The following is a 19334-nucleotide window of genomic DNA, read 5'->3' on the forward strand; positions in this document are numbered from 1 at the left end:
TTCAGACGACGTACTTGTCGGCAAGCGCGCCGGGCACCTTAACGACAACGGTGGTTGCATCAGTGAGCGCTTCGAACGCAGTGATGTCGCCCGGCTCCAGAACGATGATGTCGCCTGCATGCCAGACCTGATCGCGCATGTTGACGGACCCGGAAATGAGCACGGTTATCTCTGTGGCAACCTTATGATAATGGGCAGCTTCCTTTTCGCCTGCCTGGTAAATCTTGACCCCGACCTCACAGGACTCGGTATTGAAAGCAGCAGGCTCGAAGCCGCCCACAAACCAGCCTTTGACCATGTCTTGCAGTCTTGCCGTTTTCATCGCATTTCTCCTGCTTCGAAAGCGTGAAGCTGACTATTGGTTTTCAGTGGCCGGTACTGACTGGGTTCGATTCGGTAGGCACCGATCCTTTTCTGTAACAGCACCAGCTCATTGAGGGCGGGTGCTATGTAGAAGTTGTCATTGACCCTGGCATCCTTGCGAATCATCTCTTTCGCCGCCGCCACGAACAGCGAGCCGGATTTGAACCAGTACACACCTGCAATGGCGTGGGGACTGATCGGATTTTTTTCGGCAGCTTCAATGACCCGGCAGTTGCTATCCAGACGTGCGAATGAATAGCGAGGGTGCAGTGAATTGAAGATAACCACGCCGGCATCTTCATCGTTGTTCCGAAACGCACGCACGGCGTCACGCAGCTCTATATCCAGAAAATCACTGACACTGAGAATCAACAACTCATCATCGTTGTCGATTTGCCCGCTCGCCAGAAGTGCCGTGCAGGCGGCACCCCGGGTGACTTTGTTAATGGGCAGAACACTGGCCGCAGGGTGCATTTGCTGGACCATGTTGCGAAGGTGCAGCCGAGTGACATCGTCATTCGAGAATGTGCAGATGATCCTGCGCGGCTCAAGCGCAGCACAGTTGTCGATCAGCGTATGGATCAGTGGCTTGCCATTGCATTCGCACAGATATTCGGGGTACTCGCCGTCGTCGAGCGACGTCTCTCCCTTCTTTCCCGACAGAAGAATGATGTTCAATGCGCTCACAGGCTAGCCACCTTGTCGACGTTGATCTCATCGACCTTGCCGAGGATGTTATTGAGGTTTACATCGCAGGTTTCAGCCACGATCAGAACATGGGCACCGGAATCTCTGGCGGCTTTGATACCATTTTCGTTGTCTTCGACGATCAGACACTCTTCGGGCATCAGGCCCAGTTGCCTGATGGCTTTGGTGTAGATATCGGGAGCTGGCTTGGCATGTTTGACATCCTCGTTGGAGAGCTGCAAATCGAGGTATCGCTCCAGGTCTGCCCTGTTCATCATGACCTCCACGGTGTTGCGAATGGAGTTGGATGCAACCGCCAGCTTGTAGCCCATTGTTTTCAACGATGACAACGCGTACTGATGCACAAACGTCGGTTTGCACTGGGCGTACACGATTTCCATGGTGTACTGCTGCTTCATTTCGTTGATGAATGCGTGCAACGCAACCGGCAGGTCGCGCTCTACGCTCAGCATGTCGAGTTTGCGCGAGGTGGGCAGACCGTCGTAGGCGGTGAGGTGTTCATGGCGACTGATGTTGTAACCGAACAGGCTGAGGGCTTTGTTCAGTGCATCGTAATGCCATTCCTTGGCTTCAATGAGGACGCCATCCATATCGAATATCACTGCCTTGATCATGATTGCCTCACTTGAAGAAAGTGGCTGCGTCTGCGGGAATATCAGTGCAAATCGTTAAACCGTCGTGCGCGTCGAGTTCAAGCAATTGCTGCCACAGGCCGCGATGGTCACGCCCGTGCAACTCGGGAGATACCACACACACCTGCTTGCCCTGAGATAGAAGATCGCCAATAACCTGACTGGAAAACCATTCCCCCTCAAAACCGTCAAGCCAGACACCTGCTGCCTTTTCGATCCAGGCTGGGGACGGTTCAACTTCGCTGAGCCGGGTGTAAGTAATAACGTTCGCGTGAAAGTAACTGCGCATGTCCGGTACCGCCATATCGAAGGCAAACCAGTTGGTATGACCATATCGAGCGAAGGTTTTGGCGAGCGCCTGCGCCATTCCATCAGCTTTGATGTTGATGGCCAGTGGCAAGTTACGACCTGCCATGATGGCGAGCAGCTCCTCAAGCGTCAGCTCGCCACCAACGGGCATGTCGTGAGAAATAACCAATTGACCCGCTACATCACGGACGTCGGTTTCTGTGCCGAAACCAAGGTCGAATGATCGGTGAAATGCTTCGGGCAAATTGCGCTGCGGCTTTTGCAGCCAATAGCCACGATGGCTGATGATCTGCATGTCAGGCCTGCCTTCCCGAGGCTGCCTGCCTGCTTAGCGGCAACGACAGGAATTGGTTCAGGTCTGCCGGTATACCCAGGCCGTACATGCCATGACCCTCTGCGCCAATACTGTAATGAATCACTTTGGCGCCGCGTCCAATGATCTCGTTGTACGCCGGGGCAACATAGAACTCGCCATTGACGCGAAGATCTTTCATGACCATTGTCTCGATGGCCGATATCAACTGACCTGCATTGCGAAAGTTGTAGATGCCGACAGTGGCTTCGTCAGAGATGACCTCTTTTTCCATTACGCGGGTGATGAGGCCTTCTGCGCTGAAGCCCACAAACGACCACTTCGGATCGCTGGCTTTCATCGTCATGATCAAGCCCGCTGCGTCACTCTCGTTCATTGCCTGCAGATAAGCGTTTATGTCCACATCGACATACTGGTCGCTGTTGGCAATCATCACTTGCTGGCTATAGTCGAGCAGGTGCCTGGCGGCATAAACGGAGCACGCGGCGCCCCCCGTCAGCCCACCAAGCTCGACGATGTCGCATCCAGGTGCCCACGCATTCAGCTTTTCCTTCAGCGAATAGGTTGCGACCTGATCCGCCTGACAGATGAAGATGAATCGGTGCGGACAATTCGGCGTCAGGTTGTCAATCACGACCTTGATCATCGGTACGCCATGTACAGGGATCAACGGCTTGGGATCGGTGTAGCCCGCGACCGCAAAGCGACTCCCGGCACCCGCCATCGGAACGATAATTTGCAGCATGAAAATCCCTTTTGAATGGGTGATTTTGAAGTTGACGAAGCGGCATTGACTGCAATGAATCAATAACAACCGTGTTCAATCATCCGGCCACGCTCAAGCGTCAAATAGCGCTGACAAAACTCTTTACCCTCTTCTACCGCGTGGGTAACAAGAATCAGGGCCATGCCGTCATCCTGCAAAGTGCGAATTCGCTCGTGGCATTTGCGCTTGAACTCTTCGTCCCCCACAGCGAGCACTTCGTCAGCCAGCAAAACCTGTGGCTCAACATGAACCACCACCGAAAAACCCAGCCTCATATACATACCCGACGAATAGTTCTTGACCGGGGTATCAATGAAGTTTCCCAGCCCGGAAAAATCCACGATCTCGTTGAAACGCGAACGTACTTCCCTGTTACTTAACCCGAACAGGCTGGCGTTAAGATAGATATTCTCCTCCCCTGTCAGATCAGGGTGAAAGCCCACACCGATTTCTATTAAAGGGGCTACACGACCCACCGTAGTCAAGCGTCCGCTGGTGGGAACAAGGATGCGTGAAACCAGCTGTAAGAGCGTGCTTTTACCTGAACCGTTATGTCCCACAAGTGCAAGCGACTCCCCTTTATGCAAGGTGAACGACACGTCGCTGACTGCCATGAACGTTTTGGCATGCTCACGGTATTGAGCATCGAACAGGCCTAGAAACTTGCTTTTCAAACCGCCCCTGTTGTGGCGAAGAGTGAACTGCTTGGTAAGGTTTTCCGCCTTGATGACGACGCGGCTCATAAATACTCCACCACGTCGTCGACCTTTCTGAATATCAGCAGGCCGATGAGCAACGAGGCGGCCCCCATCAACACGCAAAGCAGCAGATCACGGGTGTCTGGAACCACACCAGCATGCAAAATGCTGCTGAAACTATCGAAATAAAGAGCTACCGGGTTGTGGGCCGCTATGCTGGCGACACCCTCGGGCAGCGCAGAGGTGACCCACACAATTGGCGTCAACCAGAACAGCAAGGGCAGAAACACATCAATGAAGTGTTTTGCATCCCTCACAGTTACCTGAATGACGCTAAGAGGGTGTAGACAAAATCATGTAGTGAGTCGGCGCGCGAGTATTCGAGCCTCGGCCAACCAAACCCATGCCTCGCTTACCGCAAAAAGGCGATCATGATGCATGATCAGTCGCCGAGCTCTCTCATTCCAGGCATGAGTTCGCTCCACTACCCATCGCTTGGGCATGACCACAAATCCAGTCTGAACAGGCTCCACGGAAAATAGATCGCCTTGTTCAGAGTGCCATTGCCCTGTTCTTCTGTTATTCGGGCCACGGATCACTTGAACATCGATAGCGTGCAGTTGATGGGTGCGCTGTGCCCATTTTCCTGCGTACGCACTATCAACAAAAAGCGTGCTCAGTGACGGATATTTTTCCTTCGAGTACGCCACCGCATCATCCGCCGCGTCACGATCCTGCACGCTTGCAGCACTGATACTGACAGCCAGCAGCAGGCCCAATGTATCGACAATCAGACTTCGTTTACGCCCCTTCACTTTTTTGCCTGCGTCGTAGCCGCTGTCACCGCCTTGAGGAGAACTGCGGGTCGACTGTGAATCCAGGATCGCTGCTGACGGGCTGTCAGCGCGTTCTTCCCGCTCACGCCATTGAGCTCGCAAGCGATCATGCATTTGCTCGAACTTGCCTTGAGCGCTCCACCGGCGGAACGTTTTGTAGACATTGTCCCAATGAGGAAAATCGCGGGGTAGCATTCGCCATGAGCACCCCGTGCGTACGACATAGCAACAGGCTTCCAGCAACGTGCGCCGAGAGTGAAGCGGTGGCACTCCTCGTCCGCCCTGGCTTTCAAACAGGTCGGCGACCAGTGCCCACTCGGTATCTGTCAAGCAACTCGGATATAGCTGCTCCGGCAGTTGGCGGCGGTGGGTTTCATTGTAGCCATAGGCTTTATTAGGTTCAGGTGACTGAAAACTTCCCTTGGCCCGCTGCTTTACACGCGTAATCCCTGCCATTTTCAACGCTTTTGCAAAGGTGTCGGGATGCGCAGTGATACCGGTTTCGGCGAAGAATACGAGCGCCAATTCGGCCTGGCTGGAATAGGGCTGTGCATGAGCGAGTTTCACCAGCACGGGATAGTGCTCGGCGGCAATCGAGCGAGGACGTCCGGTTTTAGGCATGGCTTGAGGGCTATTCAGACAAGGGAGTGAAAGTTTAATTTATTTTGTCTACACCCTCTAGGTACAATACGAGCGTGACGCCTGCACCGCTCGGGAGCTCATTTTCAGAAGATGCCTAATGAGTGCGCCTATCAAAATCAATCAGTAAAGGAATACAGTCTTGCATATTAAAAGTTTTGGTCTGTTGGGGCTTCGAACACTCTGCCTCAATAACATCATGCAGACCAACTCCCTCAATCCGCGTGATGTTCCTCAAGTCAAAGCTTCAAAGGTTAATATTTTCGTCGGCCCCAACGGCGGCGGTAAGTCAACTGTGCTAGATATGGTGCGCGCACTCAAGGATGTTGAGATTATAAAAACGATTGCTCGTGAAAACATGCGATCCACTACCGTGGCGGCTTCCATCATCTACTTTGACAATGGAACTTGGGTAGCTTCAGTATTCAACAAGCTAGATATTGATGAATTTGGCACATACATAGCCGTTACCACACGAGAAGACAGACACTTATTCAAGGGAAGCATTTACAGTAAATCGTCGAAATCTCCCAAAGAACTTTTAAAGGTTTTAGATAAACTAGAAGCAATAATTAGTTTTCGCTCATCACACGACGAGCGCGGAGTTTGTATTAACAAAGTCATCAACGCGCTCAATAATGATGGCAAGCATCTAGTGGGACTCGCGCCGCACCCATTGCAGCCCGACCAAGTAGACTATAAAAGGCCTCCAAATGCAGATGACGCCTACAAGCATGCCAACCCAATTAGCTTTCTTGATAAGAATACGTTAGGTGTCTACCTCAACGATGATTTAGGTCAGTACAACCATATCCCAATAAAGATGCTGCCGTCTGGATGGCGGGCGTTTGCTGGACTAATAGGATGGCTGAACTCTGTTAAGGATGACCAGATATGTGTCATCGAGGAGCCTGAAGTCCACCTGCATCCAACGCTTCAGAGACTCATGATGGCTAGAGTTTCTGAAATCGTCACCCGCAAGAACCTTCAGCTTTTCATCTCTACGCACTCTTCTGTGCTTCTAGACATATCAAGCTGGTCTGTACCAGACACAAAGCTATTTGAAGTAAATGGTTACGCATTATCAGAATTAACATCACCTGCAAGGGCTCTGTCAGGGCTCGGCATAAAACCAAGCGATGTTTTCCAAGCCAACGGAGTGATATGGGTCGAAGGGGCGTCTGATCGAATCTACATTTTGCACTGGCTTTCGCTCTGGTGCTCGACGCATGGTAAATCCATGCCCATGGAGAATCTTGATTTCTCCTTCGTTTTTTACGGCGGCTCTATGCTCGGCCATTTCACATCAAATGCTACGCCAGGATTAATTGACATATTCAGTATAAACAGGAACTCCATAGTAGTTATGGATCGAGATCTAGACTTTCAGCGCGCAGCTGACGGCACTGATGAATGCATTAACCAAAACTGTGTGAAATATCAGGTTTGGGCAGACATTGCTGAACATGAATCGAAGACAGGATATTGCTGGGTGACTGATGGCTATACGATTGAAAGTTATTTGCCAGCAGCTTTTCGAGACAAGCATTATCGGATTTTCGGCGCTAGACTAAAGCAAATTACTACTTATTCAAAAGTTACAATCGCGGACAAGTTCGTAGCCGGGGGTAGCACTTTCAACCATAGCTATGACCCACAAACCGACTTGCCAACTCAGATTGAAAGACTTTTCAACACTATTGAGGCATGGCAGTTGTAGGCCCAAGCGTCGGTAAGTCTCGCCTCAAGGCAATCAAAGGTGTGCATCCCAAGCGTCCATCGCCTCGCTCACGGTAGCCAACCAGCGGAGATGATCGTGCTGTATGGCATTGGCGACGTGCTTGGCGGTGTTGGCTTCGATCCAAGTTGGGATACTTTGCGTGCCGTCCGAGAACAGGCTTGCGGTCGCGACAGCGAATCGCCCCGTACTCGTAGACTGGAGGCACAGATAACGCACTGCACCGCCACTGTGCAACCGACGCCAAGCCACCACCTCGATACAGTCCATGGCACCCACTGGAGTCTCTACGGAGGGACTCGCTTCCTGTTCCAGCAGGAGGCCTGTCGCTGCCTCGAAAGGTCTCCTAGGCGCTCCTGGTTTGTGGACAAGATGCTTCAACTGCTGACGTGAGGCGATTATCTGATCTCGGAGTTCTTCAGGATCGATGGACATCCCGCCCTCCGGTGTCACCTTGAGGGTCTTCAAAGAGTTGGCCGCCCGGATGAACTCGCGTTCATGCGCTTTCTCACGCTCGGGGCGGCGGTCGGGGCTGATGACGCTCCAAAGCGTTGTGAGCAACTTCAATGACATTCTCCTACCTTGAGGCATTGGGCGCGGATCCTGCGGTCATACAAGGAGGGTAAGGCGCCTGAAGCGAAAGCCCTGCTCACAATATTGTAGGGCTAACGACCTGTTTGGTATTCAAACCGAGAAGCCAACACAGAGGGTGTCGCTTCGGTTTGGGCGAGCTACACCCTGCTGCATGATGTCCTGCGTGCTTAAAAGGCTTGAATTCCCGCAGCTCGTCGGGCATATCCGGGTCAAGGTGAAGCAATAGGTGTTTAGCTTCGCTTGTGAGCGGTGCCTCGACCAAGATGAAATTTTTCACGAGCGCATTTCCAAATACAACACCCATCTAGCTTTCGGTGTTGCACTTGCCATGTCAAGCAAAAGTCTTGAAATGAGGATTTTTTAGCACGCGAAAAACTCCGACAGCGTTGTCAGAGAAGTTGTGCAGAATTCATGAAGTGCTTGATATACAAGGAGATGGGGCCACCGGCGGGAATCGAACCCGCGACCCACCGATTATGAGTCGGTTGCTCTAACCAATTGAGCTACAGTGGCGCTGAGGTGATGCAAAACTACCAGAAATGAGGTTCAAATGCCACACCGACATTCATACCACATAAGAACCGTGGACCAAAGGATTATGAGTCCTCTGCTCTAACCAACTGAGCTATGGGCCCTCAGTAGGCCGCGGATTATAACGGCGGTTTCGCGGCTGTGCTATCCGAAACGTCCGAAAGATTCATAAGAAGAAATCTCGCGCTGAATTCTTCGGGTTGAAGGGGCAGGCTGATGATGTAGCCCTGGATCTGTTCGCAGCCCTCGCGGGTCAGGAATTGCTGCTGTTCACTGTTCTCCATGCCTTCGGCAATCACGGTCAGTTGCATGCTGCGCCCGAGGGCGATGATGGCGCGGACGATGGCGGCGTCGTGGGTGTCTTCGGGTAGGCCGCGAACGAAGGACTGGTCGATCTTGAGGATGTCCAGCGGCAGGCGTTTGAGGTAGCTCAGGGAGGAGTAGCCGGTACCGAAGTCGTCGATGGCCAGTTGCACACCGAGTTTCTTCAGTTTGTGCAGCACTGCCAGCGCTTCCTGGGTCTGGCTCATGATGAAGTTTTCGGTGATTTCCAGTTGCAGGCAGCCTGGCTCCAGGCCGTTGAGGGGTCGACCAATCAGCGCAATGGCAAAAGCAGCAAGACGGTTCTGACCGACGACGGGCCGCTTCGCCTGGATATCCCCAGAGACCGCGATGGTAGCTTCGCCCCGATCCTGATTCCCAAGCACGAACGCCGTTTTACAGGCTTCGACGACAAGATAATTGCCATGTACGCCCGGGGCATGACGGTGCGTGAGATCCGCGCTTTTCTATCTGAGCAGTATGGAACTGACGTGTCCCATGACTTCATCAGCTCAGTCACCGATGCGGTCATGGAAGAGGTGGGCGCTTGGCAGCAACGACCCTTGGAACCGATGTATCCGGTGATCTTCTTCGATGCGTTACGGGTCAAAATCCGGGACGAGGGGTTAGTGTGCAACAAGGCTATTTATCTGGCGCTGGGGGTATTACCTGATGGCACGCGCGACATTCTGGGTATATGGATCGAGAGCACCGAGGGTGCCAAGTTTTGGATGAAGGTGTTCAACGACCTCAAGACTCGTGGCGTTGAAGATGTTCTGATCGCCGTCACGGATGGCCTCAAAGGAATACCGGAGGCGTTGGGGGCGGTTTTTCCTGCCACGACGCTGCAAACCTGCATCGTGCATCTGATCCGCAACAGCTTGGACTATGCCGCTTGGGATAAACGTCGGGCACTGGCCAAAGCACTCAAGCCGATCTACCAGGCGATCAATGCCGATGTGGCTGAGCAAGAGCTTAACGCCTTTGAAGCGGGCCCCTGGGGCAAGCAGTATCCGACTGTAGTTGCTGCATGGCGTCGCGCCTGGGATCGGGTTATACCGTTTTTTGTTTTTCCGGCGGGCATTCGCAAAGTGGTTTACACGACCAATGCCATCGAGAGCATCAATGCCCAGTTACGCAAGATCATCAAGACTCGAGGGCACTTCCCGACCGATGAGGCTGCGACGAAACTGATATGGCTTGGGTTGCGCAACATCACCGCCAACTGGGGTCATGCGGCACACGACTGGAAAGTGGCAATGAATCAATTTGCGATCCTGTACGGAGACCGATTTACCAGACCGAGCTGGTAAAACAAGGGCCTGCCTGACGGCAGGCCCTAACCAGCCCGAACACAAAAAAACTGATACTCCCCTTGAGCGTTTCCAAGATGGCTCGTTCGCTGACAACTCAGTGATCGGGTTTAGTTGACCCACTACAAACCTGCCAACCAAACAACTGTAAGTCCAGTCATCGACCCTCTCAATCACCCGATCAAAACATCCGATTAGCCATCCTTCGAAACATTCCGTAACGTTGTTTCCCCGTGCGACAGATGCGCGCACCGCTTGAGCTTCTGCTCCCCACGCTCAGCCCACGACCACGCACGAGCCCACCATGTCTCTGAACACCCCGCAGCAAATCGCTGAAATTGCCGTCGAAAGCGGCGTCAAGAAAGCCCACTTGGGCCTGTCGTCGTTGATGATCCTGGGCTTTCTGGCAGGGGCTTTCATTGCCCTCGGGTTCCTTCTCGATATTCATGTCAGCACCATGATCCCTCACGAGTGGGCGTCGCTGGGCAATCTGCTTGGCGCTGTGGTGTTTCCGGTCGGGCTGATTCTGGTGGTGCTGGCCGGTGGCGAGTTGCTGACCGGCAACATGATGAGCCTGCCCATGGCGCTATTCGCCGGGCGTATCGGTCTGGGTCAGTTGGTGCGCAACTGGGTACTAGTGACGCTGGCCAACCTTATCGGCGCGCTGTTCGTCGCCTATTGTTTCGGCCATGTGGTGGGGCTGACTGAAGGCCCATTCATGGCCAAGACTGTGGCCATCGCCAATGCCAAGATGGGGGCCAGCTTCGAACAGGCATTCATCTCGGGTATTGGCTGCAATTGGCTGGTGTGCCTGGCGGTGTGGCTCAGCTACGCAAGCAAGGACGTGATCGGTAAAGTGGTCGGCATGTGGTTTCCGGTGATGGCATTCGTCGCGATCGGCTTTCAGCACATCGTCGCCAATATGTTCGTCATTCCTGCAGCGATCTTTGCCGGCGCCTTGAGCTGGGCGCAGTTCGGCGACAACTTCGTTCCGGTATTTTTGGGTAACGCGGTGGGCGGTGCGGTGTTCGTCGGCCTGGCCTATCACCTGGCCTTCTTCAATGCGGCAGCCCGACCTGCTGAGCTGTCCAGGGCCAGCGGCGCGCAAGCACCGGAATAATCTGACGCCATACAGGCTCTGCGGTGAAAAGAGATGACGACCGCAGAGCAAACCAGCAAGTTGAAGAGCAAAACTCACCTCACAAGCAAATAGTTGAGTTGGCTCGACAAGATCAGCTTTTGAAATGAAGCAGACTCCTCGCGTACCCACCGCCAACCCAGGCCGCACGCGTTCAGACACTGTCCATAAAACCGATCCACGCCGCCAGCAGCAATAAAACCGCCAGCACTCGATTCATCCACTGCACTCGCCAAGGCGATGTGAGCCATCGGGACGAGCCTGCGCCCATCAGAGCCCAGCTGCCGAGGCAGGGCAAGGAAATCAGAAAAAACACCAGCGCCAGGTAAGACACCGGGCTGCGCTGGCTGAATACACTGACTACCGCCAGCGCCATGACCCAGGTCTTGGGATTTACTAATTGCAGTGCTGCGCCACCGATAAAGCCCATCGGCAGACTGTTTTGCCGCTCGATTGAGTCGGTCGGGCCGGCACCTATTTTCCAGGCGAGCCAAGTTAGCCACAGCACGCCGACCCATGCCATGACGCGCTGAGCATTGGGGATCGCGAGCAATGAGTGGCCGACACCCATGCCGACGAGCAACACCAACAGTGCAGCGCCGGTGCAGGCTCCCAGAATCAACGGTACGACGGCGCGCCAGCCGAAGCGGGCACTGTTGCTTAATACCAGGATGTTGGTGGGGCCGGGGGTAATCGAGGCGACGAAGGCGTACATAATGAAAGGCAGCATGATCGGCAATCCAGGGCTGAAAAATCCCATGCTGCGACATACCACAGGATCAGTCTGGAAGGTTTGAGCAGCGCAAGCGATAGGCCGCCGGGCTAAGTCCGTAGGCGCGCATGAACCAGCGGCCCAGATGGCTTTGGTCAGCAAAGCCCAGATCGCTGGCCACCTGAGCGGGCCAGATTCCCGCTGCCAGCATTCGACGGGCCTTGGCCAGGCGCAGCTGTACCAGATATGCATGAGGTGGCAGGCCAAAGGTCGCCTTGAACGCCCGAGTCAGGCGAAAGCGGTCAACGCCACAAACAGTTGCCAACTCGTTCATGCCCACGTCCTGATGCAGATGCGCGTGCAGATAATCCCTCGCCCGCAAGGCCACCTGCGGCAAGCGCGGATCGGGATCGGTCATGCGTCGCCATTGCACCCGATCAATGAGCTGCGCCAGTAATTCATCCAACGCGCTTTGACGAACGATGCGTAGTTCTTTTTGATGCAGCGCCGTGAAAGCGAACGTGACCGCGTGAGCCAGCCGTGATTCGGTTTGCAGGGTGTTGGCGAAAGAAGGCAGATGCTGGTCGGGAGCCTGTTCGAACAACCCACTGAGCTCCCGGCTCAGCCAATGCGGGTCCAGGTACAGCATCTGATAGGTGAACCCTTCGGCGCACGGGGCATTGCCATCATGAATTTCCCCCGGTTCCAGCGTGAACACCTGCCCGGGCGTGCTGGCATGGCGCTGACGGCGGCAATTGAACTGCTGCACACCTTGCCGGGTAACGCCCACCAGATAGCTGTCATGCCAATGGGGATCATAGGCATGCCCCTGAAAGTGCGCGTGCAGCGTCTCGATGCCTGTATCAAGGTCGCGAGCGAGGTCTATCCAGTGTGTGGAAGGCATAAAACACCTGAATCGATGAAAGCGATTGGTTATCGCTGACGTCAGGAGGTGAGTCTAGAACATTCGTGCATTCATCTGTCTGTTGGAATTGCAGTTGCCAAAGGTCGCTACACGAAGCCCAACGGCTCGCTATCCAAAAGTTTTCATAAACGGCTCAGCACATCGCCTGACCGCAGCGATGACCTCCGGCGCCCGCTCGTTCAGCTCAACCGAACTCGCCAGTACTTGCTCCAGTGCCTGAAGTTGTCCGGAAATCACCTCCTCTGGACGTGTCACATCACAGATCTGGGCGAAATCCAGTAGGCCCTGCCGCGAGGCGAATAGCGACTTGTTGCCGAGCAGATCCAGTGCCAACACGTCCTCGGGGATGTAAGCCGTGGTGTTGACGATATCGTAAGCTGGAGCGAGCCGTGCATCTCGCTGGGTGGGGTTGGAATACAGCAGACCGAAGTTTTTCAGGTGGGCGTCGCCGTTGCCGACAATACAGCTCAGGGTCACGATGGCGAATAGCTGGGCCAATGAGTCCTGTACCTGGTCGGGGGCACAGAACAGGCGGATTGCTTTGGCGATAGCGGAGTAGCTCTTGCAGCGTGGTCATCATCAGTCGAATACTCCCTCAATTTCATCCAGTGTAGGCATGACAGCGGGTATGACCGAGAGCTCACAATCCAGCGCCCCGAGCACGCGCGCATAGGCCGTCATACCTACTGAGAGGTCACCTTTTTCTACGGCGATTATCTTTTGCCGGGTGACGGCTGCCATCGCGGCGAGCCTGGCTTGCGTAAGCCCTCGATTGAGGCGGCGCTGCCGAATCTGCTCGCCAAGACGCGTTGTGATGAGGGAATAGTCCATGTTCCGTATACATAACAAATTAGATTAAATGTAACTTATACCTAACCTTTGAATAAATCAAACTGATGTGTGAACGGGGCTTTGGGTCGGGACACCGGCTGACAGTCCCGACCTGACGGCTCTGAGCTACACATCGAGGCCATTTCAAAGCCACCATCCCAACCACATTCGTCCCCAATTCAACCTCGATGCCCACGCCCTCCAATTGCCCCACCTCTGCCCACTCCCCCAACTCACGGCCGTGCAGCTTCAAAAAAGCTTCTCGCTCACACCAGGCCTTGGCAAACGCGACCGGGCGCATCGCCTCGGAAACATCCCGCAGTCGCGCACCTACATCTGGCCCGAGATAATCTCGCGCAACAATCTGCCAGTCAGGTACAGGCTGGACCTGCATCAAGTCCACACCCACCGCTCCGTTGAGATTGACCGCAGCCAGAGAGAATCCAGCTTCATGGCTGATGGAAAAACCGGGCTCCGGCAGGCCGTCGATCATCAATAGCGGCGCAACACCTGGAGTGCTGATGAACGTGATCGCGTCCGATGGCAATTCGAGCCACTGCCCCACGGCTTTACGCGTGCAGGCCCGAATGCGGTTTCTCGCGTCATCTCTTGCAGAGCCAGGCCTGGTGACGCAACTGACCAGCAATACACCGTGGTGCGGGAAAGACTTGGGAGGGGCAAGCTGGCCATTTTCATCAAATGTCCAGCTCGCTCCGGGCATCATGCTTTGTCAGGTGCCGCAGGGCAGCCGGCCCAGCGACTGCACGCGGGGATGTGTTCGCCTTTCATCACCAGGGTCAGTGGGCCAAGGTGCGCATCGTTGCCGACTACGGCGCTGTACAGCACGGCGCTGCGTGGCCCCATGTACACGCGTTCGCCGATGATGACGTGATCAATCTTCATGACCCGGTCTTCAAACAGGTGTGTTTGCGGGCAGGCACCGGCATTCAGTTCGCTGTCTGCACCGATGCTGACGCAGTCGAATTCGGTGATGTCGGTTGTGTCCATGTAAACCCCTCGGCCAATCTTGCAGCCGAGCAGGTTGAAGGCCAGCGGCAACCACGGAGTACCGCGCAGGTAGCGCATGAAGTTTGGTGCGGCCATGCCTTCATAAAGGCTGGTGATACCTTCCGAAAGCCATACGAATGGTGTCCACATAGGGTCTGCGCGTTTGCGATAGCGCCCCATGACCAGCCACTTCAAGCCTGCGATCAGCAGAAAGTTACCCACGCTGTACGCCATGCCGATGACGGCAAGGTAAGCCAGCACGGCACCCCAGCGCTCTTGGTCGGCGAGTGGCATCAGATCAAGCATCACGGTGTAGCCAACCGCAATCACCACCGCGTGAGGGGTGACGATGCGCACACCTTCGACCAGACCTCGGGCCAGACGACGCAATGGCGAGGGCTTGAAGGTCAGCGATTCCGGAGCACCGCTTACCTGCTCGCGGGCTGGCAGGTGGATTGGTGGTGAGCCCAGCCAGGTATCGCCATCGGCCATCTTGCTGTTATGCGGTGCACAGGAGTGGACGCCGATCAGGACGTTTTCCGGCAGTACCGTGCCATCTGAAATGTAACCGCCGTTGCCGACAAAGCTGCGATTGGATACGACCGTGGGCTGCATAGTCATCCAGCCGCCATCGATACGCTCATCGCCCAGCATCACCGCATCGGCGATAAAGGTTTCATCGCCCAGGGTCAGCATGTCCGGGATGACGCCCTGTGCGCTGGAAATCTCGGCGTCGCGCCCCACTTTCGCGCCCAGCAGTAGATACCAGAAGGGCGAATACACCGTGGCGTAGATGCCGGACAGCACGTTGAGGCTGGCCTCTTGAATCTGGCTGATCAGCCACTTGGCGCAATAAGTGTTGCTGTGTACCGCGTAGCGACCCGGCTTGAGACGTGGAAAGACGATCCAGCGCAATGCGGCAGAGGCCAGAACAGTCGCGACAATCAGCACCGCACTGGCCGGGAACGCGAGCAGGAAATAGCGCGCCAGTTGTCCCAATGGTCCGCTGCCCTCGAACCATGGCAAGACGTTCTGCGTGTCGAACCAGTCGATCAGGAAAAAGGTCGGGAAGACCGGGATGAAGAACAGCGTCGCGACCAGCAGAACGCCGAACACGAAGAACAGTTTTTCTGCCCGCAAACGCGCAGGGCTGGTCACAGGCCGCGCAGGTTGGCCGAGCGTATCGAACGCGCCGACATCACACGCAGGTGAGCCCTGCCAGACACGCCCAGCCGGAACCTCCCGGCCGTCGGCCATGGCCGATTGCGCCTCAAGATGCCCCCACGGACCGATAGCGGTATTGCCCTCCATGATCACGTAGGAACCGACACAGGCATTGTCCTGCAACGCGATACGTCCCAGATGCAGCTGACCCCGCTCGACGCGTGCGTTCTCGAAGCTCACGCCGTTGCCGACGCTGACCCCGTCACCGATCTCCAGCAGGTCGTGGGCCCGCACCGTGGCCCCGCCGATAATCACTTCCTCACCGATCTTTGCTCCCAGGGCGCGCAGCCACAGGGGATAAAGCGAAGAACCACTCAACAGGTAAGTCGGTGCCGACTCGACCATACGGTCGGCGGCCCACCAGCGAAAGTAAGTGACGCCCCACAATGGGTATATTCCAGGCTTCAGGCGACCAACGATCAGCCACTTGGCCGCCCACGCGATGAAAAACTGCAGAACGGTGGCAATCAGAAACACCGAGATAGAAGCCAGAGTCGCCAAAGCCACAGAGTCGTCAGGCGAACCGGTAAGCAAGTGATAAGTAAAGAATGGCGCGAGCCACTGAGTCATTCGCAGGCTGACCATTACCGGCAATGCCAGAGCCTGAGCCACGCCGCAACGCCAGCGACGCCACGCGGACGGAGGCGTCCAGTCGACCGGGGCAGCCATCTCTTGCGGTGCTTGATCCAGCACTTCGGCAATCGCGCCGATACGGCGTTGCTGGTAAATGTCGCGCACGGTGATTTGTGCAAAGCGAGGGTTCGCCCGCAAGGCCGAGGCCAAACGTGCTGCAAAGAAGGAGTGCCCGCCCAGATCAGTGAAAAAGTCCGCATCGCGGCGGATCGGCATGCCAGGAAAGAGTGTGGCCAACGCAGCAAACAGTGCGATTTCGCCTTCAGTTTCAGCCACTTCGGACTCTGCGCCAGCACCCGCGGCATCAACCGTCAACGGGCGGGCCTTGAGTGTTTTGCGGTCGATTTTTCCGGACGTGAGGCGCGGCATGCTGTCGAGCAACTCGAAATGCCCCGGCACCATGTAAGACGGCAACCGGGTCTGCAAGACCTTGCGCAGCTGGCTGGTGAATGTGGAGTCCGTCGATGTATCGCAAACCAGATAAGCAATCAGCTGATCAACGCCACCCTCGTTGCGCAACAGGACGGCAACAGTACCTACGCCGGGCTGTTGCGCCAACAGCGCTTCAATCTCGCCCAGCTCGACGCGAAAGCCACGAACTTTCACCTGATCATCGGCACGTCCCAGGCATTGTACTTGTCCTTCATCGTCGATCCGCGCGAGGTCGCCGGTGCGGTACAGGCGCGCATCGTGATAGCCAGTGGACCACGGGTTAGGCAGGAATTTTTCCTGGGTCAGATCCGGTCTGCCCAGATAACCTTCAGCCAGACCGGGGCCGATGATGCACAGTTCGCCGACTTCGCCACGGGGCAGCAGGCTGGGTGCCAGGCTGCTGCCGACCGCTGGGTCATTGGCGATTACCAACAGACCATAATTGGGGAGCGGCGTACCAATCGAGACCGGGCGACCACGCGACAACCGCGCCAGACTGGCCGACACAGTGGCTTCGGTGGGCCCGTAGGTGTTGAACATTTGCCGGTTCGGCGTGGCCCAGCGGTCGACCAGCGACTCAGGGCACATCTCGCCGCCCAGATTGATCACCCGCAGGCCGGGGACGTCTTCGCTGAACAGCGCCAGCAAGGTAGGCACCGCGTGCAAAACGCTGATGCGCTGCTCGTTCAGCAGACGTGGCAGGGTTTCGGGGTCTCCGCTGGTTTCCTTTGGGCCTATCCACAACGTTGCGCCCACCAGATAGGCAATCCAGATTTCCTCGAACGACATGTCGAATGCCACGGAAAAGCCCTGGTAGACCCGGTCGCTGGCGCGGATACCGAGTACCGCGTTTTCGCTGCGCAGGAAATGGCAGATGCTGCGCTGGGAAATCAGGATGCCCTTGGGCTTGCCGGTGGAACCGGAGGTGTAGATCACGTACGCAGGATGATCGGGAAGCACACCACTGCGGCGCACCAACGCTGCGTCGGTCGGTGTCAGCAGCTCTTTTGCAGAATATTGTTACCTCGTCTGCCATCGAAGGCGAGCGACTGAATGTGGGCTCTGTCAGGTCTTCGTTGGCGCGTCGTCTGGGTATTGCCAATAACGGTAAACAACCCCCCCGCAGCGAGGGGTTGGCAGAGCTGGTGCTGGACGCCACACGCAGGCACGATCAACCGCTTGACCTGCAACGCCTGTACACCTGGCATCGCTGGCTGTTCCCGGCAGAAGACAGCTTTGTATCCGCTCGCATCCTGGCAGGCCAGTTGCGTAGCGACGAGCCCATGCAGGTGGTCTCCGGGAGACTTGATAGACCGGTCGTGCATTTCGAAGCACCACCGCGTGCGCTGCTTGCGCAACAACTGGACGACTTCCTCGACTGGTTTGCCGCCAGTCAAAATGATCCGGGGCTAGATCCATTCGTGCGTGCCGGCATCGCACATTTCTGGTTTGTGACGCTGCATCCATTTGACGACGGTAATGGTCGCCTGACGCGGGCGCTGACTGACCTGACGCTGACTCAGGGCGATCAACAAGCCATTCGGCTGTTTTCCATGTCTGCCAGCATCCTCGATGACCGCGCCGGGTATTACCATGTTCTGGAAACCAGCCAGAAACGTACAACCGATATCACCGAGTGGCTGGAATGGTTTTTGCGCACATTGCTGAACAGCATTGAGCATGCCCTGGTTCGTATCGAACGGGTGTTGGCCAAGACGCGATTCTGGCAGTTGCACAATGGTGACGGCTTGTCCGCCGAGCAGGTCAAGGTGTTGAATCGACTGCTTGATGGCGGCGAGCGGGGCTTTGAAGAAGGTCTGAGCGCCGCGCAGTATCAAGCGGTAGCGAAAGTCTCCAAGGCCACGGCGACCCGGCATTTAAGTGATCTGCTTGGCAGAAACTGCCTGACTCGTCTGCCCGGCGGCGGCCGCAGCACTCGCTACCAGATCAATCGGCCCTTGCCATAAGGGCTGCAGAATCTGAGGGGGCTACTGGCCCTTCAAGCGCCCGGCACTGGTAGCATCGACCGTAGCGTCCAACTCTGCACACAGGACACTCCATATAAATGTAGGCCTGAGCCATCAGAAGTCCTCCGGCTTGCTTCTGGGCAGGCGAACGCGCTTGCGGTCGGCCGCTTCAAGCTGTTCGACGCTAAACGACTCGTCGTCTCGCAGCCCCTGAAACAAGCGCTCTGACACACCCAGCCCCCAGACCACCAGCATGAAGTCGCGCAGCGATACGCCGTCTGCGCTGCCTGCTTCGATACGTCGAAATGTACGCAGCGAAATGCCCAGCCGCTAGGCAAGATCCACTTGCCGAACGCCCTGTTGTAGCCGGGCCTGCTTTACCAGCAGGGCAATCCGCAACAGCGTGTCGCTGCATTGAACGGGGAAAAAAGCTTTCATGAGCAGTTACCAGCAGCAGGCGCGGGGGTTCAAGGAATCACAAAGTAGCACGTTTGCAGGCTTGAACCTGTAGATAATAGATCACGAAAGTACACATTAATGACCATAAAGTCTCATATAGAGACATCTTAAAAAGTGCTGGATTTCATCCTTACTGAATTCAGATCGTCGTTCCTACCGCTTGAATCCACGATGTCATGTTCACTGATCACCAACATACACCACCCATCCCCTCTCAAAATGTGGCTTACTGAGACCTGCCATC

At 55.7% G+C, this 19334-nt stretch carries 14 protein-coding genes, 1 tRNA gene and 7 pseudogenes; 4 read left to right on the forward strand and 18 right to left on the reverse strand.

The features are described 5' to 3' along the window. Position 1: 1 nt before the first annotated feature. From FFH21_RS25070 to FFH21_RS25105, 8 genes and pseudogenes are all read right to left on the reverse strand, one after another. Positions 2 to 322 carry a hypothetical protein gene (locus FFH21_RS25070; RefSeq protein WP_002551862.1) on the reverse strand — a complete coding sequence of 107 codons (321 nt, stop codon included), beginning with the start codon at positions 320 to 322 and terminating at the stop codon, positions 2 to 4. Further along, positions 319 to 1050, reverse strand: a complete 732-nt coding sequence (locus FFH21_RS25075; RefSeq protein ID WP_011169686.1) for a glycosyltransferase family 2 protein — start codon at positions 1048 to 1050, stop codon at positions 319 to 321. Before FFH21_RS25075 ends, FFH21_RS25070 begins: the two co-directional genes overlap by 4 nt. After that, the gene (locus FFH21_RS25080) at positions 1047 to 1685 is read right to left on the reverse strand and encodes an HAD family phosphatase (protein ID WP_011169687.1); all 639 of its coding nucleotides are present in this window, start codon (positions 1683 to 1685) and stop codon (positions 1047 to 1049) included. The genes FFH21_RS25075 and FFH21_RS25080 overlap by 4 nt, the downstream gene beginning before the upstream one ends. A gap of 7 nt (positions 1686 to 1692) precedes the next feature. Continuing rightward, a complete protein-coding gene (locus FFH21_RS25085; protein ID WP_011169688.1) occupies positions 1693 to 2307 on the reverse strand; it encodes a hypothetical protein in 615 nt (204 codons plus the stop codon). 1 nt (position 2308) lies between these two features. Beyond that, a complete protein-coding gene (locus FFH21_RS25090) occupies positions 2309 to 3070 on the reverse strand; it encodes a glycosyltransferase family 2 protein (protein WP_011169689.1) in 762 nt (253 codons plus the stop codon). A 59-nt stretch (positions 3071 to 3129) separates the two neighbouring features. Then, complete coding sequence (locus FFH21_RS25095) at positions 3130 to 3834, reverse strand: ABC transporter ATP-binding protein (protein WP_054073178.1); 705 nt, start codon at positions 3832 to 3834, stop codon at positions 3130 to 3132. Next, a pseudogene (locus FFH21_RS25100) lies at positions 3831 to 4127 on the reverse strand (ABC transporter permease); the annotation flags it as partial. The gene FFH21_RS25095 and the pseudogene FFH21_RS25100, both read right to left, overlap by 4 nt. Before the next feature lie 15 nt (positions 4128 to 4142). After that, a complete protein-coding gene (locus FFH21_RS25105) occupies positions 4143 to 5246 on the reverse strand; it encodes an IS5-like element ISPsy19 family transposase (protein WP_004663854.1) in 1104 nt (367 codons plus the stop codon). Between the two features lie 160 nt (positions 5247 to 5406). Here FFH21_RS25105 and FFH21_RS25110 point away from each other — a divergent pair, with 160 nt between their 5' ends. Then, positions 5407 to 6984, forward strand: a complete 1578-nt coding sequence (locus tag FFH21_RS25110) for an ATP-dependent endonuclease (RefSeq protein WP_054072986.1) — start codon at positions 5407 to 5409, stop codon at positions 6982 to 6984. Between the two features lie 33 nt (positions 6985 to 7017). Here FFH21_RS25110 and FFH21_RS25115 read toward each other — a convergent pair whose 3' ends face one another. The 3 genes and pseudogenes from FFH21_RS25115 to FFH21_RS25135 form a co-directional block, all read right to left on the reverse strand. Next, positions 7018 to 7575: a hypothetical protein gene (locus FFH21_RS25115; protein ID WP_041924867.1), complete on the reverse strand. Its 558-nt coding sequence runs from the start codon at positions 7573 to 7575 to the stop codon at positions 7018 to 7020. Positions 7576 to 8032: 457 nt separating this feature from the next. Next, positions 8033 to 8109, reverse strand: a tRNA-Ile gene (locus FFH21_RS25125). A gap of 137 nt (positions 8110 to 8246) precedes the next feature. Beyond that, a pseudogene (locus FFH21_RS25135) lies at positions 8247 to 8708 on the reverse strand (EAL domain-containing protein); the annotation flags it as partial. On the opposite strand from FFH21_RS25135, the pseudogene FFH21_RS25140 reads away from it, so the two are divergent. Together FFH21_RS25140 and FFH21_RS25150 are read left to right on the forward strand one after the other, a co-directional pair. After that, positions 8709 to 9761, forward strand: a pseudogene (locus FFH21_RS25140) (IS256-like element ISPsy17 family transposase); the annotation flags it as partial. Positions 9762 to 10065: 304 nt separating this feature from the next. Next, on the forward strand, positions 10066 to 10881 hold the full coding sequence (locus FFH21_RS25150) for a formate/nitrite transporter family protein (RefSeq protein WP_011169694.1): 816 nt from the start codon (positions 10066 to 10068) through the stop codon (positions 10879 to 10881). A gap of 172 nt (positions 10882 to 11053) precedes the next feature. Here FFH21_RS25150 and FFH21_RS25155 read toward each other — a convergent pair whose 3' ends face one another. The 6 genes and pseudogenes from FFH21_RS25155 to FFH21_RS25180 all read right to left on the reverse strand — a co-directional run. Beyond that, positions 11054 to 11629 (reverse strand): LysE family translocator, encoded by a 576-nt coding sequence (locus FFH21_RS25155; RefSeq protein WP_004660086.1) that lies wholly within the window; start codon positions 11627 to 11629, stop codon positions 11054 to 11056. 49 nt (positions 11630 to 11678) lie between these two features. After that, positions 11679 to 12515, reverse strand: coding sequence for an AraC family transcriptional regulator (locus FFH21_RS25160; protein WP_004660084.1), 837 nt, complete (start codon positions 12513 to 12515; stop codon positions 11679 to 11681). A 129-nt stretch (positions 12516 to 12644) separates the two neighbouring features. Next, positions 12645 to 13100, reverse strand: a pseudogene (locus tag FFH21_RS25165) (HipA domain-containing protein); the annotation flags it as partial. A 15-nt stretch (positions 13101 to 13115) separates the two neighbouring features. Then, positions 13116 to 13367, reverse strand: a complete 252-nt coding sequence (locus FFH21_RS25170; RefSeq protein WP_004660081.1) for a helix-turn-helix transcriptional regulator — start codon at positions 13365 to 13367, stop codon at positions 13116 to 13118. Between the two features lie 19 nt (positions 13368 to 13386). Then, positions 13387 to 14091 (reverse strand): 4'-phosphopantetheinyl transferase superfamily protein, encoded by a 705-nt coding sequence (locus FFH21_RS25175; protein WP_011169697.1) that lies wholly within the window; start codon positions 14089 to 14091, stop codon positions 13387 to 13389. After that, a pseudogene (locus FFH21_RS25180) lies at positions 14088 to 17681 on the reverse strand (Pls/PosA family non-ribosomal peptide synthetase); the annotation flags it as partial. The gene FFH21_RS25175 and the pseudogene FFH21_RS25180, both read right to left, overlap by 4 nt. On the opposite strand from FFH21_RS25180, the pseudogene FFH21_RS25185 reads away from it, so the two are divergent. Further along, positions 17663 to 18631 (forward strand): annotated as a pseudogene (locus FFH21_RS25185) (Fic family protein); the annotation flags it as partial. The pseudogenes FFH21_RS25180 and FFH21_RS25185 sit on opposite strands and share 19 nt — an antisense overlap. 114 nt (positions 18632 to 18745) lie before the next feature. On the opposite strand, the pseudogene FFH21_RS25190 reads toward FFH21_RS25185, so the two are convergent. Further along, positions 18746 to 19069, reverse strand: a pseudogene (locus FFH21_RS25190) (helix-turn-helix domain-containing protein). Between the last annotated feature and the right edge of the window lie 265 nt (positions 19070 to 19334).

It is taken from the genome of Pseudomonas sp. KBS0707, assembly GCF_005937945.2.
GTDB lineage: Bacteria > Pseudomonadota > Gammaproteobacteria > Pseudomonadales > Pseudomonadaceae > Aquipseudomonas > Aquipseudomonas amygdali.